This is a genomic window from Streptomyces sp. NPDC090045 (assembly GCF_044747975.1).
Classification (GTDB): domain Bacteria; phylum Actinomycetota; class Actinomycetes; order Streptomycetales; family Streptomycetaceae; genus Streptomyces.
Map to the genome: position 1 here is coordinate 217,069 of NZ_JBIVFA010000011.1, position 16,093 is coordinate 233,161.

General features: G+C 71.7%; 16 protein-coding genes. All 16 read left to right on the forward strand.

Annotation, left to right across the window (positions count from 1 at the left end; translation table 11 throughout):
• Nucleotides 1–12: 12 nt before the first annotated feature.
• Nucleotides 13–324: an STAS domain-containing protein gene (locus ACIPYQ_RS27615; RefSeq protein ID WP_351297106.1), complete on the forward strand. Its 312-nt coding sequence runs from the start codon at nucleotides 13–15 to the stop codon at nucleotides 322–324.
• On the forward strand, nucleotides 321–794 hold the full coding sequence (locus ACIPYQ_RS27620; RefSeq protein WP_362234281.1) for an anti-sigma regulatory factor: 474 nt from the start codon (nucleotides 321–323) through the stop codon (nucleotides 792–794). The genes ACIPYQ_RS27615 and ACIPYQ_RS27620 overlap by 4 nt, the downstream gene beginning before the upstream one ends.
• Complete coding sequence (locus tag ACIPYQ_RS27625) at nucleotides 776–2,032, forward strand: PP2C family protein-serine/threonine phosphatase (RefSeq protein WP_361764664.1); 1,257 nt, start codon at nucleotides 776–778, stop codon at nucleotides 2,030–2,032. Before ACIPYQ_RS27620 ends, ACIPYQ_RS27625 begins: the two co-directional genes overlap by 19 nt.
• Nucleotides 2,033–2,794 (forward strand): P-loop NTPase, encoded by a 762-nt coding sequence (locus ACIPYQ_RS27630; protein ID WP_401256170.1) that lies wholly within the window; start codon nucleotides 2,033–2,035, stop codon nucleotides 2,792–2,794.
• A 70-nt stretch (nucleotides 2,795–2,864) separates the two neighbouring features.
• A complete protein-coding gene (locus ACIPYQ_RS27635) occupies nucleotides 2,865–3,605 on the forward strand; it encodes a type 1 glutamine amidotransferase domain-containing protein (RefSeq protein WP_401256173.1) in 741 nt (246 codons plus the stop codon).
• 33 nt (nucleotides 3,606–3,638) lie between these two features.
• Nucleotides 3,639–5,123 (forward strand): aldehyde dehydrogenase family protein, encoded by a 1,485-nt coding sequence (locus ACIPYQ_RS27640; protein ID WP_401256176.1) that lies wholly within the window; start codon nucleotides 3,639–3,641, stop codon nucleotides 5,121–5,123.
• A 23-nt stretch (nucleotides 5,124–5,146) separates the two neighbouring features.
• On the forward strand, nucleotides 5,147–5,791 hold the full coding sequence (locus ACIPYQ_RS27645; protein WP_401256179.1) for an NADPH-dependent F420 reductase: 645 nt from the start codon (nucleotides 5,147–5,149) through the stop codon (nucleotides 5,789–5,791).
• Nucleotides 5,792–5,793: 2 nt separating this feature from the next.
• Nucleotides 5,794–6,318, forward strand: coding sequence for a (2Fe-2S)-binding protein (locus ACIPYQ_RS27650; protein WP_401256182.1), 525 nt, complete (start codon nucleotides 5,794–5,796; stop codon nucleotides 6,316–6,318).
• A gap of 5 nt (nucleotides 6,319–6,323) precedes the next feature.
• Nucleotides 6,324–8,729 carry a xanthine dehydrogenase family protein molybdopterin-binding subunit gene (locus tag ACIPYQ_RS27655; protein WP_401256185.1) on the forward strand — a complete coding sequence of 802 codons (2,406 nt, stop codon included), beginning with the start codon at nucleotides 6,324–6,326 and terminating at the stop codon, nucleotides 8,727–8,729.
• Nucleotides 8,726–9,556 (forward strand): FAD binding domain-containing protein, encoded by an 831-nt coding sequence (locus ACIPYQ_RS27660; protein WP_401256188.1) that lies wholly within the window; start codon nucleotides 8,726–8,728, stop codon nucleotides 9,554–9,556. Before ACIPYQ_RS27655 ends, ACIPYQ_RS27660 begins: the two co-directional genes overlap by 4 nt.
• A 54-nt stretch (nucleotides 9,557–9,610) precedes the next feature.
• Nucleotides 9,611–10,867, forward strand: coding sequence for an MFS transporter (locus tag ACIPYQ_RS27665; protein ID WP_401256191.1), 1,257 nt, complete (start codon nucleotides 9,611–9,613; stop codon nucleotides 10,865–10,867).
• On the forward strand, nucleotides 10,864–12,375 hold the full coding sequence (locus ACIPYQ_RS27670; RefSeq protein WP_401256194.1) for an ATP-binding protein: 1,512 nt from the start codon (nucleotides 10,864–10,866) through the stop codon (nucleotides 12,373–12,375). Before ACIPYQ_RS27665 ends, ACIPYQ_RS27670 begins: the two co-directional genes overlap by 4 nt.
• 12 nt (nucleotides 12,376–12,387) lie before the next feature.
• A complete protein-coding gene (locus ACIPYQ_RS27675; protein ID WP_030830361.1) occupies nucleotides 12,388–12,729 on the forward strand; it encodes a nuclear transport factor 2 family protein in 342 nt (113 codons plus the stop codon).
• A 116-nt stretch (nucleotides 12,730–12,845) separates the two neighbouring features.
• On the forward strand, nucleotides 12,846–13,493 hold the full coding sequence (locus ACIPYQ_RS27680) for a TMEM175 family protein (protein WP_401256198.1): 648 nt from the start codon (nucleotides 12,846–12,848) through the stop codon (nucleotides 13,491–13,493).
• Nucleotides 13,494–13,565: 72 nt separating this feature from the next.
• The gene (locus ACIPYQ_RS27685; protein WP_401256201.1) at nucleotides 13,566–14,879 is read left to right on the forward strand and encodes an IS701 family transposase; all 1,314 of its coding nucleotides are present in this window, start codon (nucleotides 13,566–13,568) and stop codon (nucleotides 14,877–14,879) included.
• Complete coding sequence (locus ACIPYQ_RS27690) at nucleotides 14,879–16,039, forward strand: XdhC family protein (protein ID WP_401256204.1); 1,161 nt, start codon at nucleotides 14,879–14,881, stop codon at nucleotides 16,037–16,039. The genes ACIPYQ_RS27685 and ACIPYQ_RS27690 overlap by 1 nt, the downstream gene beginning before the upstream one ends.
• The last annotated feature ends 54 nt before the right edge of the window (nucleotides 16,040–16,093 follow it).

Genomic DNA, 16,093 nt, shown 5'->3' on the forward strand with positions numbered 1-16,093 from the left:
AGGAGACCTGACATGCCGCTTTCCGTGTCCCTGAGCATCGAGGGCGACACCACCGTCATCGAGCTGACGGGCGAGCTGGACGCCAAGACCGCGCCGGACTTCCACCAGACCATCGAGAAGGCCGCCGGGCACGGCACCAGCACCGTCGAGATCAGGATGGCCGGCGTCGGCTACATGGCCAGCGCCGGACTGCGCTCCCTGGTCTTCGCCCAGCAGAAGGTCGCGAACGACGTCACCATCAAGGTGGTCGGTGCCATCGAGCCGGTGTCCCGGACCATCCGGACGGCCGGACTCGACCGCAGCATCGTGCTCTCCGACGAGTGACCACCGTGACCGACATGGCCGAACTGGCGAGGACGTCCTCCCTGCTGGAGGTGCCCGCGACGGTGGGGGCACTGGGCGACATCGCCGCGTTCGTCCTGCGGCTGGCCGGCCGGGCGGGCCTGGGCAAGGGCGCCACGTACCGGATCCGGCTGGCCGTGGACGAACTGGCCACGAACATCGTGATGCACGGGTACCGGGGCGGCGACGGACGGATCACCGTCCGCGGCCGCTCCGGCCCGGGCGGGGTGCAGATCACCATCGAAGACGCCGCACCCGCCTTCGACCCCGTCGAAGGCCGCCTTCCGCCCGCCCCCGGGGTCCCCCCGCAGGACCGGCGGATCGGCGGCCTCGGCATCCACCTGGCGCTGACCAGCGTGGACGAGTTCAGCTACGCGCACCGGGACGGCCGCAACATCAGCACGCTGACCGTGAAGGCTGAGGAGACGGACCGATGCCCTCCACGACCGTGATCATCCTCGACGCGTACCCGCCACCGCCGCCCGAGCTCCTGCGGGCGCTGCGGATCATGGACGCGGAACTCGTCACCCGCACGCTGACGGAGCTGCTCGCGGGCCCGCTGGAACTGCTGCCCGTCGCGGACGTGCTGCTGGCCCCGGCCGAGTCCGACGGGGAGTCCGTCCGCACGGCCGTACGCCGGCTGCGCCGCTGGGCCGGGGCCCCCATCGTCGTCGTCTGGACCGTGACGGAGTTCGCCGCCCTGGAGGCACACGTCCGGATCGGGCACGACTACCTCGTCCCACCCTTCCTGCCCGCCTTCGTCGGGGCCCGGCTGCACAGCTGCTCGGAGCGCGCCGGACTCGGCCGCACCCTGCGGGAGGCCGATGCCCGCGCCGAACTCATGGGCTACGAGAAGGAACTGGAGATCGGCCGGGAGATCCAGGCGGGCTTCCTGCCCGAATCGCTGCCCGTCCCGGCGGGCTGGGAGATCGACGTGTGCTTCCGGCCCGCCCGGCAGGTCGCCGGGGACTTCTACGACGTCTTCGAGATATCCCGCGGCCGCCGGCTGGCGTTCGTCGTCGCCGACGTCTGCGACAAGGGGGTCGGGGCCGCGCTGTTCATGGCGCTCATCCGCTCCCTGCTCCGGCACACCGCACAGAACAGCGGCCTGCAGCACCTGGTCGCCGGACGCGCCGGCGGCAGCCGGCGCATCCCGGTCGTCGGCGCCACGCCGCTGCTCAACGCCGTCACCGCCACCAACGGCTACCTCACCCGCAACCACCTGCGGCAGGGCTACTTCGCCACCCTGTTCTTCGGGGTGCTGGACCCGCTCACCGGCAGCCTCGTCTACATCAACGGCGGCCACAATCCGCCCCTGCTGCTGCCCGCCGACGGCAGCCCGCCGCTGGCCCTGGACGTCACCGGCCCGGCCGTCGGGGTCCTGCCCGACTGCGTCTACACCCTCGGCTACGCCCAGCTGAACCCGGGCGACACCCTCTTCGCCTTCACCGACGGAGTGCCCGAGGCCCGCTGCCCGAACGGCAGCTTCCTCGGCGACGAACGGATGCTGGAACTGCTCGCCGGCCCTCCGGAGAGCGGCAAGGACGTGGTCGACCGGATGGACCTGGCGGTGCGCGAGCACACCGGCACCGCCGAACAGCACGACGACGTCACCATGCTGGCCCTGCACCGGCCACGCGCGGCGCGGGGGCCGCACGCGGACGGCGCCGGGCACCGGGTGGTGGCCTAGATGGCCCGCACCATCGTGGTGCACTCGCACCGCGGTGGCACCGGGAAGTCCTCGGTCCTCGCGAACCTCGCGCTGCTGATCGCGGCCGGGGGGCGCCGGGTGGGGGTGGTGGACACCGACATCCAGTCACCCACCCTGGACCTGCTCTTCCGGCTCGGACCCGGTCCCTCCCTCGCCGACTACCTCCTCGGCCGCTGCGAGATCGAGGCCACCGCCCAGCATGCGGGCGGCGGCTTCGGACCGGGGCCGGGCGGGCTGTACGTCGTACCGGCCCGGACCGGGACGGCCGCCCTGCGCGAGATCATGACCAGCGGCTACGACGTGGGGCTGCTGCCGGAGGGCTTCGACCGGCTGGCCGGGCACTACGCGCTCGACGTCCTGCTGCTCGACACCCACGCCGGACTCAACAACGAGTCGGTGACCGCCATGGCGAGCGCCGACGTACTGATGATCATGGCCCGGGCGGACCGCATCGACCTCTCCGGGGTCGAGGAGACCATCGCCCTCGCCGGCCGCCTCACCTGCCGGCGGATCCTGGTGCTGAGCATGGCCCCCGAGGGCATCGACCGGGAGAACGCCCGGCGGCGCGCCGAGGAGGTCTACGGGGCACCGCTGGCCGGAATCCTTCCGTACTCGCCGGAAATGGCGGCGCTGTACGGGGAACGCATATTCGCAGACGCCCACCCCGGCCACCCCCTGGTCGGTGAATTCCACACCATCATCTCGGCGTTGGACGCACGTGACGAAGTATCGCGGGCCTGACGTCTCCCCCTTACGCCCCTTGCGGGGGGGCGTGTTGAATCGGCAGCGAATCCAGAACAAGGAGAGAATCATGAAGATTCTCGTCGTCATGACGGCCAAGGCCACACTGCACCTGCTGGACGGAGAACAGCATCCCTCGGGATTCTGGGCCGAGGAATTCGTCGTCCCCTATCAGCTCTTCAAGGCCGCCGGCCACGCCGTGGACGTGGCGACGATCGGTGGCCGGGCACCCACCGTCGACCAGACGAGCATCGACCCGCAGTTCCTCCAGTGGGTCCGCCCCCAGGGCTCGCCGGACGAGGACGCGGCCAACGCCGCCGAGTACGTCCGCGTCATCGGGGACACCCCCCAGCTGAGAACTCCCCTCGCGCTGGAGGACCTCACCGAGAAGGACATCGCCGACTACGACGGCGTGTACGTCAGCGGCGGCCACGGCGCCATCGGCGACCTGCCCAAGTCCGACGAGCTCGCGCAGATCCTGCGCTGGGTCATCGCCCAGGACAAGCCACTCGCCACCGTCTGCCACGGCCACACCTCGCTGCTCGCGCTGCGCGACGGCGAAGGCCGCTGGCCGTTCGAGGGCTACCGGATGACGGCCTTCTCGCACAGCGAGGAACTGGTCACCAACATGGCCGGCCGGCTCCCGCTGATCCTGGAGACCGAGCTGACCCGGCTCGGCGCCCGCTACGAGAAGGCCGAAGCGATCTGGGACTCGCACGTGGTCGTGGACCGCAAGCTGACGACCGGCCAGAACCCCTACTCCTCCAAGGCCCTCGCCGAGACCTTCTTACGGCAGCTCGCGAAGGGCTAGTACCGCCCCCGCACCCGACACCGGAAGGCAGCCATGACCAAGCGTGAGCTGAGCGGCCAGCCCCTCGCGAACCCAGGGAAACTGTTCATCGGCGGCACATGGGTCCCGGCCCGAGACGGCCGTACCGAGCCGGACATCAGCCCCGTGGACGGGCAGGAGATCGTGCCGGTGGCCCAGGCCGCCGCCGCCGACGCGGACGCGGCCGTCGCCGCCGCCCGCACGGCGTACGAGGAAGGCCCCTGGAGCAGACTGTCCGCCCAGGAACGCGCGCTGCGGCTGAACCGGGTCGGTGAGCTCATCGAGCGCGACCTGGAGGAGATCGCCCTGCTGGAGACCGTGGACATGGGCAAGCCGTTCGCCTTCTCCAGCACGGTCGACGCCCCCATGGCCGCCCAGCTCATGCACTACTACGCCGGCGCCGTGACCCGCGTCGACGGCTCCTCGCGGGCCCCGGCCGGCGGACAGCTCGCCTACACCCTGCGCGAACCGCTGGGCGTGGTCTGCGCCATCACCCCGTTCAACTTCCCGCTGCTGCTGTCGATGACGAAGATCGCGCCGGCCCTCGCGGCGGGGAACACGGTGGTCCACAAGCCCTCCCCGGCCACCCCGCTCACCGCTCTGAAGATCGCCGAGCTCTTCCAGGAGGCGGAGATCCCCGACGGCGTGCTGAACGTGATCACCGGTCCGGGCGTGGAACTGGGGGAGACCCTCACCGACCACCCGGACATCGACAAGATCGCCTTCACCGGCTCCACCTCGGTCGGCCAGTCCATCATCCGCAAGGCGGCCGGCACCCTGAAGAAGGTGACGATGGAGCTCGGCGGCAAGTCCGCCAACATCGTCTTCGCCGACGCCGACCTCGACGCCGCCGAGGAACTCGCCTTCTTCGGCATCTACTACAACAAGGGCGAGATCTGCACCGCCGGCTCCCGCCTGCTCCTGCACCGCCCCATCCACGACGAGATGGTCGAACGCCTCGTCCGCCGGGCCGCCGCCCTCAAGCCCGGCGACCCGCGCGACCCGGCCACCCTCTTCGGGCCGCTGGCTCACCGAGGCCAGTTCGACAAGGTCAGCTCCTACATCGAGGTGGGCGAGAAGGAAGGCGCGATCCTGCGCACCGGCGGCACCGGCTGGACCCCCGAGGGCGCCTCCAGCCAGGGCCTCTACTTCCTGCCGACCATCTTCACCGGCGTCGACAACGGCATGCGCATCGCCCAGGAGGAGATCTTCGGCCCGGTCCTGTCGATCATCCCCTTCGACACCGAGGAGGACGCCGTACGCATCGCCAACGACAGCGCGTACGGCCTCGCCGCCGGCGTCCACACCAAGGACCTCAGGCGCGCCCACCGGGTCGCCTCGCAGATCAAGGCCGGCACGGTCTGGGTCAATTGCTACAACCAGTACGACCCCTCCGTGCCCTACGGCGGCTACAAGGCCTCCGGCTACGGCCGCGAGTGCGGCCCCGAGTCGCTGGAGAGCTACACCCAGACCAAGTCGGTCTGGATCGGCATGGACTGAGGTCCCCTCCCCAAGGAGCGGCAATGCGCACAGGCATCATCGGCACCGGGCGGATCGGCTCGACCCTGGCCAGGATCCTGGTGGCGGCGGGCCACCAGGTCGTCCTCGCCAACGCCCGGGGCCCGCAGACCCTCGGCCCGCTCGTGGCCGAGCTGGGACGGGCGGCCTCGGCGGCGCACCCCGCCGAGGCCGCGGCCCAGGCCGAACTCCTGGTGCTGATGGTGCCCTTCGACGGCGTCCGGGGGCTGCTCCCGCCGCGCGTCGTGCAGGACAAGGTGCTGGTGGACGCCACCAACGCGTTCGGCGGCCCGGGCACCCCCGCCGACCTCGGCGGGCGCGGCTCCAGCGACCTGGTCGCCGAGTGGTATCCCGACGCCCAGGTCGTCAAATCCCTGAACACCATGCATTTCGAAACCCTCGCCGTCGCTGGGGGCACCTCCCGGACGAAGTCCAGGGGGAGCACCGCACCCGGAGAGCGCCTGGCGCATTACACGGCGGGCGACGACGCGAAAGCGAAGGAAATCGTCGCGGGAATCATCACGGATCTGGGATTCGCGCCCGTAGACACCGGCCCGTTGCACTCCGGAGGAATTCTCCAGCAGCCCGGCGGGCCCCTCTTCAACCGGCCGCTCACGGAAGCGCAGGCGCTGGCATGGATATCACACTGAATGTGAACGGAAGACCGGAGCAGTTCTCGGCGCAGCCGAACGAACTGCTCGTGGAACGGCTCCGCGACGGCCTCGGACTCACCGGGACCAAGGTCGGCTGCGACACCGGCCAGTGCGGATCCTGCGTCGTCCGGCTCGACGGCAGGTCCGTCAAGAGCTGCCTGGTCCTCACCGCCTCCGCCGCCGGCAGCGAGGTGGCCACCATCGAGGGCATCACCACCCCGGGCGGCGCACTGACCGGACTCCAGGAGGCCCTGCGCCAGGAGCACGGCACCCAGTGCGGCTTCTGCACCCCCGGCATGGTCATGGCGCTCGGCGAACTCGTCGACACCACCGCCGGCGGCGAGGCCCCCACCGAGCCCGAGATCCGCGAATGGCTCACCGGGAACCTGTGCCGCTGCACCGGCTACCACAGCGTCGTACGGGGCGTGCAGCGCGCCTGCGCCGCCGCCCGGGCCGAGGAGCCCGCGGCCCTCGCCGAGTCCGGAGCCGGCGCCGCGTCCACCGCTGCCGGACAGGAGGTGTGAGGGACATGACCGCAGTGACGGGGGACGCCCCTGCCGTGGGAGGCGGAGTGCTCGGGCAGCCGCTGGACAGCCGCGAGGACCCGCAGCTGCTGCGCGGCGAGGCGACGTACGTGGCGGACATCGACCTGCCGGGCACCGTCCACATGGCCATCCTGGGCAGCCCGGTCGCCCACGCGAAGATCCTCTCCATCGAGACCAAGGCCGCGGAGCAGCTGCCCGGCGTGCTGAAGGTGGCCACCGCCGCCGACTTCACCGACGTGATGCCGCTGCCCTGCATCTGGATACCCGGCGGGGTCGAGAGCCACTTCCCGCCCCACCCCTACGGACTTCCCGGCGCCCGCCCGGTCCTCACCGGCGACACCGTCCGGCACGTCGGCGACCCGATCGCCGTGGTCGTCGCCGAGACCCCGCGCCAGGCCACCGCGGCGCTCGCCGCCATCGCCGTCGAGTACGAGCCGCTGCCCGTGGTCACCCGGGCCGACGAGGCGCTCGCCGAGGGCGCGCCCCAGCTGCACGAGGCGGTCCCGGGCAACCTGAACGCGTACTGGACCTGCGGCGACAAGGACCGCACCGACGCGGCCATCGCCGAGGCCGAGGTCACCGTCGAGCTCGACCTGGTCAACCAGCGCACCATCAACAGCCCCATCGAGCCCCGCGGCGCGGTCGGCGACTTCAACGCCGCCACCGGCGAGTACACCCTCTACGCCTCCACCCAGGGCCCGCACAACCACCGCTTCCTGCTCGCCGCACTGGTCCTCGGCATCCCCTTCAACAAACTCCGGGTGATCGCCCCGACGGTCGGCGGCAGCTTCGGCACCAAGGGGTACCTGTACCCCGACATGGCGCTGGTCCTGCTGCTCTCCAAGGCGCTCGGCCGGCCCGTGAAGTGGGTGGACACCCGCACCGGGCTGATGAACTCCACCGTCCAGGGGCGCGACCACCGCCAGCACGTCACCCTCGCCGGCACCCGCGAAGGCCGCATCACCGCCGTGCGCGCGACCAGCTACGCCAACCTCGGCGCCTACCCCTCCACCATCGGCCCCGGTGTCGCCACCGCCCTGATGGGCCGCTCCATCAGCGGCATGTACGACATCGGCGCGGCCTTCTGCGAGGTCTACGCCGCCTTCACCAACACCGTCTCGCTCGGCGCCCAGCGCGGCAGCGGGCGCGCCGAGGCCGCCTTCCTCATGGAGCGCCTGGTCGACCGGTACGCCTCCGAGATCGGCATGGACCCGGCGGCCGTACGGCGCAAGAACCTGGTGCCCAAGGAGAAGTTCCCGTACGACAACGGTCTGGGCTGGACCTACGACTCCGGGAACTACGAGCTGAACTTCGACCGGGCGATCGAGCTGTCGGGCTACGCCGGCATGCCCGCCCGCAAGGCCGAGGCCCGCACCCGCGGCAAGCGCCTGGGCGTCGGCCTCGCCACCTACGTCGCGATCTGCGGCGTCGGCCCCTCCACCCGGATGTCCCAGGAGGGCATGCTCGGCGGCACCTGGGAGAGCGCGAACATCCGCGTCCACCCGACCGGAGAGGTCACCGTCACCGTGGGCTCCGCCTCCACCGGCCAGAGCCACGGCACCGTCTTCGCGATGGTCGCCGCCGACGAGCTCGGCATCGACCCGGAGACGATCCAGGTCCTCGAAGGCGACACCCAGAAGGCCCCGTACGGGCAGGGCACCTACGGCTCGCGCTCCTACAGCATGGCCGCGCCCGCCGTCGCCCTCACCGCCCGGAAGATCAAGAGCAAGCTGGTGAAGGCCGGCGCGGTGTTCCTGGGCGTCCCCGAGGACAAGGTCGTCTACGAGGGCGGCAAGGTATACGAAGCGGGCAACCCGGAGAACACCAAGACCTTCGCCGAGCTGGCCATGGCCATGTGGTACGGCTGGGGGCTGCCCCCGGAGATCGAGCCGGCCCTCGACGAGACCACCCACTTCGACCCGCCGGACTTCAACTACCCCTTCGGGACGCACGTCGCGGTCGTCGAGATCGACGAACTGACCGGCGAGACCGAGGTGGTGGCCTACACGGCCGTCGACGACGCCGGGAACATCGGCAACCCGAAGATCGTCCACGGGCAGATCGAGGGCAGCATCGTGCACGGCCTCGGCCAGGCCCTCATGGAGGCCGCCGAGTACGACGAGAACGGGCTGCTCGTCAGCTGCGACCTCAACCACTACGCCCTTCCGCGCGCCGCCGACGTGCCGTTCTTCGCACTCGACAAGACCGTCACGCCCAGCCCGCACAACCCGCTCGGCGCCAAGGGCGCCGGCGAGATCGCCACCGTCCCGCCCGCGGCGGCCGTCGTCAACGCCGTCGTCGACGCCCTCTCCGACCTGGGCGTCCGGCACATCGACATGCCGCTCACCCCCGAGAAGGTCTGGCGCCGCCTGAGAGGAGAAGCGCAGTGATCCTCACCGAATTCGACTACGTCCGTCCGGCCGGCCTCGACGAGGCGCTGGCCCTGCTCACCGGGGTGCGCGGCGCCCGGATCCTGGCCGGCGGGCAGAGCCTGCTGCCCGACCTGCGCACGGGAGCCGACCGCGCCCGCCTGCTGGTCGACATCCGGCGGCTGGAGGAACTGCGGGGCGTCCGGCGCGACCCCGGCGGCGGGCAGCTGCGGATCGGGGCCCTCACCACGCTCGCCGAGCTCGCCGCGGACCCGCTGGTGCTCGCCGAGGCCCCCGAACTGGCCGCGGCGGCCCGCTCCAACGGCGACCCGCAGGTCCGCAACCTCGGCACCGTCGGCGGCAACCTCGCCGCGGCCGGGCGGGCCACCGACCTGCCGGTCGCCGCGATCGCCGCGGACGCCGTCGTCGAACTGGCCGGCCCCGACGGGCGGTCGGCCCTGCCGGCCGAGGAGTTCGCGGCCGGCAGCGCACCCGCCGCCGCGGTGCTCACCGCCCTGCTGGTGCCCGCCGCCGGCCGGGCCGCCGCCTTCGAGAAGACCGCCGACCGGGCCACCCGCTACCCGGTGTGCGCCGCCGCCGTACGGATCACTCCCGACGGGCCGCGCATCGCCGTCACCGGGGCCACCTCCCGCGCGCTGCGGCTGCGCGGGGTCGAAGACCGCCTGCGCGGGGGCCCGTACAGCACCGGCGCCGTGCTCGCGGCCTTCCGCGCCGAACCCCGGGAGCTCTTCGTCCCCGGGCGCGGCACCTCGGCCGAGTACCTCGGCCACCTCGCGGGGGTACTGACGGCCCGAGCCTTGCAGAGGGCCGGGCAGGCACTCGCCTGACCGCCCATCAAGGGGCCCGGAAAGGGCCCCATCACGGGGGAGTTGAGTGAAGCAGTGGCCGAATCACCGAAGACGACCACGGGGATCACCGTGCAGCCGGCCGCACCCGCGGCCGGTGCGCCCAGAGGCTCCGGCTTCTGGGTGGTGGGAGCGGTCCTCGTCCTGCTGATGCTCTCCTCCTCCGTGCCCTCCGCCCTCTACGTGCTCTACCAGCAGGAGTGGGGCCTGTCCTCCGGCATGATCACGGTGGTCTTCGCCCTGTACGCCGTCACCGTGCTCGCCGGGCTGCTGCTGTTCGGGTCCCTCTCCGACACCCTGGGCCGGCGCCCGGTCCTGGGCGCCGGACTGGTCCTGGCGATCGTCTCGATGACCCTGTTCGCCGGGGCCGACGGGCTCGGCCTGCTCCTCGCCGCCCGCGCCGTCCAGGGCCTGGCCGTGGGCCTGGCCACCGGGGCGATGGGCGCGGCCCTGCTGGAACTCAGCCCCGCCTCGAAGCCCGCGCTCGGCGCCCAGGTCAACAGCGCGGGCCCCACCGTGGGCATCGGACTCGGCGGAATCGGGGCCGGACTGCTCGTCCAGTACGCGCCCGCACCGACCGTCCTGAGCTACCTGCTGCTGGTCGGGGCCTTCGCCGTGACCCTGGTGGGCGTGATCAGGATGCGGGAGAGCGCGCCGGGCGCCGGGGGCCGCTTCCGAGTGGTCCCGCACCGGATCCGCGTACCGGAGGGGGCACGCGGCCGGTTCGCGGTCCTCGTGCTGACCATCGTCGCCGTCTGGTCGGTGGGCGGTTTCTACCTCTCGCTCGGCCCGCACCTGGCGCTCTCGCTGCTGGAGTCCACCAACTACCTCGTCGGCGGCGCCACGGTGGCACTGCTCGCGGGCGCCGCCACCGTCGCCCAGCTGATGCTCGGCGCTACCGCGGCGCTGCGCACCGCCGTCCTCGGGCTGTTCGGCCTGCTCGCCGGGCTCGGCCTGGTCCTGCTCGCGCTGGGCCTCGGCTCGGCCGCGGTGTTCCTGGCGGCCACCGCGGTCCTCGGCAGCGGCTGGGGCGCCGCCTTCCTCGGCTCCTTCCGGGCGCTGAGCGCGCTCGCCGAACCGGCGCACCGCGGTGAACTGACCGCCGCCGTATACGTCTTCGCGTACCTGGCGATGAGCGTGCCGGCGGTCCTCGCCGGGATGCTCACCAACATCCACGGGCTGCACCGCACCTCCGTCGGCTTCATGGCCGCCGTCGCCGGGGTGTGCGCGCTGGCCCTGCTGGCCACCCTGCGGCTGGCCGCCCGCACCAGGGCAGAGGAGGGCGCGGTATGAAACCCGTGGAACTGCGGTCCGCCCTGCGCTCGCTGGAGATCTTCGAAGGGCTGACCGAGGACCAGCTGGACTGGCTGGTCTCGGTGTCCGAACCCCGGGTCCTCACCGACGGGGAGGTGCTCTTCCGGGACGGCGAGGAGGCCGCCGGCTTCCACGTCCTGCTCTCGGGCGGGCTGGTCGTCACCAAGGTCGTCGACGGCCGGGAGGAGGTGCTCACCCGCCACTCCACCGAAGAAGAGAGCGCTTCCGCCGAGGAGCACGACGGCAAACCGTCCGCCGCCCACCGGTTCACCGGCGAACTGCCCCTGCTGACCGAGGGCTCGTACGTGGCCACCGCGGCCGCGAGCGGGCCGTCGACCACCGTCGTGGCGTACCCCAGGCCGGTGTTCTTCGAAATGCTGACCCGCTGCCACGGAGTGGCCGCCGTACTGATCCCCGTACTGGCCTGGCGGATCAAGTCCTCCGAGGTGCAGGCCCGCAAACGGGCCACCGTGGAGGCCCTCGGCACCCTCGCGGCCGGGCTCGCGCACGAGCTGAACAACCCGGCGGCCGCCGTGGCCCGGGCCGCGCAGGAGCTGGCCCCGGCCCTGGACCGGCTCACCCGGACCGCCCAGGCCTGGGGCGCTGCCGCCACCGGCGCGGAGCGGGCCGTCCTCGACCGGCTCGCCGAAGAACTGGACAAGCTGCCGCCGCCGGCGATCACCGACCCGTTCGCCCAGGCCGACGCCGAGGAGGAGATCGCCGACTGGGCAGAGGAGGCGGGCACCGAACGGCCCGGCCTGCTCGGTTCCGGGGTCTCGGACCTCGGACTGGAACTGGGCTGGCTGCTGGAGCGGCTGGAAGGGGTCGGCGAGCCGGCCCTCGCCGGCGCCCTGGACCACCTGGCGGCGTTGCTGGAGATCCGCTCGCTCGCCGCGGAGCTCCGGGCGGCGGGCCCCAGGATCTCCCAGCTCGTCTCCGCCACCCGGGATTACGCCAATCTCGACCGGGCGCCCGAACAGCGCTTCCCGGTGACCGAGGGACTGGAGAACACGCTGGTCGTGCTGCGTGCCAAGCTCACCGGCATCAGCATCGTGCGTGAGTACGAGCCGGATCTGCCCGAACTGACGGGCTATCCGAGCGAGTTGAACCAGGTGTGGACCAACCTGGTCGACAACGCGGCCGAGGCCATGGAGGGCGCGGGCGTACTCACCCTGCGCGCCCGGGCCGAGGGCGTCTGCATGGTCGTCGAGATCTCCGACACCGGCCGCGGCATCCCCGCGGAATCCCTGCCGCGGATCTTCGAACCCTTCTACACCACCAAGGACGTGGGCAAGGGCACGGGCCTGGGGCTGCACCTCAGCTACCGCATCGTGACCCAGCGCCACCACGGCTCGATCACCGCGCGCTCGCGCCCCGGCGAGACCCGGATGGTGGTCCGGCTGCCCTTCGCAGGCAGCACCCAGTCCTGCGCCTCACCTGCCACAACGCCCGATACGGCACCCGCCGAGGGCACCTCACCCAGTTGAAACGGAGTGGACATGGCCACGTACGACATCTCCAAGCTGCACCCGGTGTTCGTCCGCCAGATGGAGGCGCTGGCCGCCCTGGACATCGAGGCGGTGATGAAGAACTACACCGACGACGCCGTGCTGCTGCGCTTCGAGGGGGTCTCGGTGGGCATCGAGGCCGTTCGCGAGACGTTCACCGGCTATCTCACGGTGAAGCCCACGCTCGTCGAACTCCAGGAGTACATCGAGACCGAAGACACCATCTTCTACCGGGCGATCATGAACCTGAACGGCGAACCGGAGCACGCGTTCGGGACACTCGTCGTCCGCGATGGCCGAATCTGGCGGCAGACTGCCGGGTTCGGCGGCTGACGGCCGAAATCTGGGTAGCGTGTGCGGGGAGGGCGGGGGAACGCCCTCCCCGTATGTGTGACATACCGTGCGGTTGCAGACTGCGCATATATGCGAGCAGTGGCAAAGGGGAGGCAATGGAAAACGAAACCGGGCGGATCGAGGCATTCAGTGACGGAGTATTCGCCGTCATCATCACCATTCTCGTTCTGGAATTAAAGGTTCCGGAAGAAACGGGATCGGAGTTCTGGCACGGAGTACGGGAACAGTGGCCCCATTACGCCGCCTACGTCGTGAGTTTCCTCATCATCGGCGTGATGTGGGTGAACCACCACACCATCTTCAGTCACCTGAAGAGGGTCGACCGCCCGTTGCTGTTCCTGAATCTCCTGGTGCTGATGGTGGTGTCGGTGGTCCCTTACACCACCAACGTCCTCGCCGAACACCTCATGGAGGAAGGCGGCTCCGCCAACGCGGCGGCGATCCTCTACAGCGGCGTCACCGTGGCCTACGCCGCGGCGTTCCTGTCCTTCTGGTGGTACGTCACCAGGGTCGGCCACCTCTTCCACGAAGAAGTGGACCGGGAAGGCGCACGCGCCACACGGGTGCGCTTCGGTCTCGGCGCCATCGCCTACCCCCTCACCGTCGCGCTGGCCTTCTACTCCGCGACACTCACGCTTGTCGCACATTTCCTGATCGCGATCTACTATGCGGCGAACCAGATCCCCATCCCCCTCGTGGTAGAGGAAGAGCGGCTCGAAACTGCCAGCGACCTCAGGAAGTAGCCGCCGGGGCCTACGGCCGTTCTCCGCGGTCAAGTAGGGTATTGGATCTAGCTGGTCGCGGGGGAGGCCCAGATGGCTCGCGTAGTCCTGCCGGAGGATTCCACGAAGGAAATCTCCGAATTGATCGACGTCCTGATCTCTCTGCTCTTCGAGTCCTTACCCCGGCGGGACCAGCGAAACTGGGCCCGCGTTTATCTGAACGGGTTGGTGCGGACCACCGGGAAGAAAACAATCCGTAACATCGCCGGAACAGGGGCCAGTTCCGTCGAGCAGAGCCTGCAGCAGTTCATCAGCAAGTCCCCCTGGGACTGGACCCCGGTCCGGCGCTCCCTCGCCCAGCACCTCGAACGCACCGCCCAGCGCCCCCTGGCCTGGGTGCTCCAGCCCATGGTCATAGAGAAGGCCGGCGACCGCTCGGTCGGCGTCGGCCGGCAGTTCGTCCCCCAGCTCGGCCGCACCGCCAACTGTCAGCAGGCCAGCGGGATCTGGCTCGCCTCCAGCGAAGCCAGCTTCCCGGTCGAATGGACCCTCACCCTCCCCGGGCCCTGGACCAGTGAACTCCTGCGCCGCCGACGGGCCGGCATCCCCGACACCGCACGCTCCCTCACCCCCGCCCAGGACGCCGTACACGCCGTCCAGCGGATGGCCGCGACCTGGCAACTCCAGCGCCGGCCCGTGGTGATGGAGGTCGCCAACGGCGATCTGCCGCAGAGCATCGAATCCTTCACGCTGCAGGACATCCCCTTCGTCTTCAAGGTCGACGGCTCCCTGCCCGTCTCCTTCGGCGGCGCCGGCCGCCACAAACCCGGCCCGCACACCGCTCCCGCCCGCGAACTCATCGACTCCCTGCGGTCCCAGCGCCGCGTCGTCGAATGGACCCGGCACGGCCGCGCCGAAGGCTCGGTGACCCTGCTGACCTCGGCCTCGATCCTCGCCACCCCCTGCGAGGACCGGCCCGTGCCCGCGCCGCCCACCCCGCTGCTGCTGGTCGGAGCCTGGACCGAAGCCGCCCTGCTGCCCTCCGAGTTCTGGATCACCAACATCGGCGACCGGCCCCTCGCCCAGCTCTTCCTGCTCGCCAGACTCACCGACAGGGTCTCCCTGGACTTCGCCGAGATCTGCGAACCGGTGGGCATCCGCGACTTCGAGGGCCGCTCCTTCCGCGGCTGGCACCACCACGCCACCCTCGCGAGCGTGGCCCACGCCGCCACACTGCTCGGCACCCGGCCGCACCTGCCCGACGGATACCCCGGGCCCGCCCGCGCCGCCGTCACCCGGCCGGCCGCCACGGCCCGCTCCGCCACAGCCCGGCCGGCGACCCCGGCCGCACTGCCGCCGCGCCCGTACCTCCCCGGCCAGACCCCGCGCCGCGAGTACATCCGCTGATGCTCGACATAGCCGACGAGCTACGCGCGTGGTGCGCCGCGCAACGGGAGTTCGCGCTGGCCACCGTCGTGGCCGTCAGCGGGAGCGCCCCGCGCGGCCCCGGTGCCTCCCTCGCCGTCGACGCGCGGGGCACCGCGCTCGGCTCCCTCTCCGGGGGCTGCGTGGAATCCGCCGTGCACGAGCTGTGCCTCGACGCGATCGCCTCCGGCCAAGGCGGCCTGCACCGCTTCGGCTACAGCGATGACGACGCCTTCGCCGTGGGCCTGACCTGCGGGGGAGTCCTGGACGTGCTGGTCACCCCGGTGCGCGGACTCGACCCGGTACGGCCCGTGCTCGGCTCCGTGCTCGACGCCGCCGCCGGCGGCACCCGCGCCGCCCTCGCCCGGGTGGTCTCCGGCCCGCCCCGCCAGCTCGGCCGGGCGCTCGCCGTCCACGCCGACGGCTCCTACGAGGGCGGGCTCGCCGGTGGCCCCGCCCTGGACCGGGCCGCCGCCGTGCGGGTACGGGCCCTGCTGCTGGCCGGGCGCACCGGCACCGCCGAGCTCGGCACCGTCGGCGGTCTCTGCGGGGAGCCCCTCACCCTGCTCGTCGAATCGGCCGCCGAGCCGCCCCGGCTCCTCGTCTACGGGGCCATCGACTTCGCCGCGGCCCTCGCACGGATCGGCGCCTTCCTCGGCCACCGGGTCACCGTGTGCGACGCCCGGCCCGTCTTCGCGACCCCGGAGCGCTTCCCCGGCGCCGACGAGGTCGTCGTCGACTGGCCGCACCGGCACCTGGCCGCGGAATGGGAGGCGGGCCGCCTGGACTCCCGTACCGCCGTGTGCGTCCTCACCCACGACGCCAAATTCGACGTACCGCTGCTGGAACTGGCCCTGCGGCTGCCCGTGGGCTACGTGGGAGCCATGGGATCGCGGCGCACCCACGCCGACCGCGAGAGACGGCTGCGGGAGGAAGGGGTGACGGACTCCGCGCTCGCCCGGCTGCGCTCACCCATCGGGCTGGACCTCGGCGGCGCCACCCCGGAGGAGACGGCCCTGGCCATCGCCGCCGAGTTCACGGCGGTCCGGCACGGGGGAACGGTGCTCCCGCTGGCCCGGCGCCGCGGCCCGGTCCACCGGAGGGAAGGTCCGGCACGGCCGGCCGTGACCAAGGTCCCGTAGGAAACGACCACGCGGCCCGGTATGTCCTGGACGATCAGCCCGGGCGGTGTGAAC

What these genes read in the sequence shown, in the direction of transcription:
- ACIPYQ_RS27645 (WP_401256179.1), top strand. Translation starts at nt 5,147, where the DNA reads ATGCGCACAGGCATCATCGGCACCGGGCGGATCGGCTCGACCCTGGCC.
- ACIPYQ_RS27675 (WP_030830361.1), top strand. Translation starts at nt 12,388, where the DNA reads ATGGCCACGTACGACATCTCCAAGCTGCACCCGGTGTTCGTCCGCCAG.
- ACIPYQ_RS27630 (WP_401256170.1), top strand. Translation starts at nt 2,033, where the DNA reads ATGGCCCGCACCATCGTGGTGCACTCGCACCGCGGTGGCACCGGGAAG.
- ACIPYQ_RS27635 (WP_401256173.1), top strand. Translation starts at nt 2,865, where the DNA reads ATGAAGATTCTCGTCGTCATGACGGCCAAGGCCACACTGCACCTGCTG.
- ACIPYQ_RS27685 (WP_401256201.1), top strand. Translation starts at nt 13,566, where the DNA reads ATGGCTCGCGTAGTCCTGCCGGAGGATTCCACGAAGGAAATCTCCGAA.
- ACIPYQ_RS27615 (WP_351297106.1), top strand. Translation starts at nt 13, where the DNA reads ATGCCGCTTTCCGTGTCCCTGAGCATCGAGGGCGACACCACCGTCATC.
- ACIPYQ_RS27625 (WP_361764664.1), top strand. Translation starts at nt 776, where the DNA reads ATGCCCTCCACGACCGTGATCATCCTCGACGCGTACCCGCCACCGCCG.
- ACIPYQ_RS27690 (WP_401256204.1), top strand. Translation starts at nt 14,879, where the DNA reads ATGCTCGACATAGCCGACGAGCTACGCGCGTGGTGCGCCGCGCAACGG.
- ACIPYQ_RS27655 (WP_401256185.1), top strand. Translation starts at nt 6,324, where the DNA reads ATGACCGCAGTGACGGGGGACGCCCCTGCCGTGGGAGGCGGAGTGCTC.
- ACIPYQ_RS27680 (WP_401256198.1), top strand. Translation starts at nt 12,846, where the DNA reads ATGGAAAACGAAACCGGGCGGATCGAGGCATTCAGTGACGGAGTATTC.
- ACIPYQ_RS27670 (WP_401256194.1), top strand. Translation starts at nt 10,864, where the DNA reads ATGAAACCCGTGGAACTGCGGTCCGCCCTGCGCTCGCTGGAGATCTTC.
- ACIPYQ_RS27640 (WP_401256176.1), top strand. Translation starts at nt 3,639, where the DNA reads ATGACCAAGCGTGAGCTGAGCGGCCAGCCCCTCGCGAACCCAGGGAAA.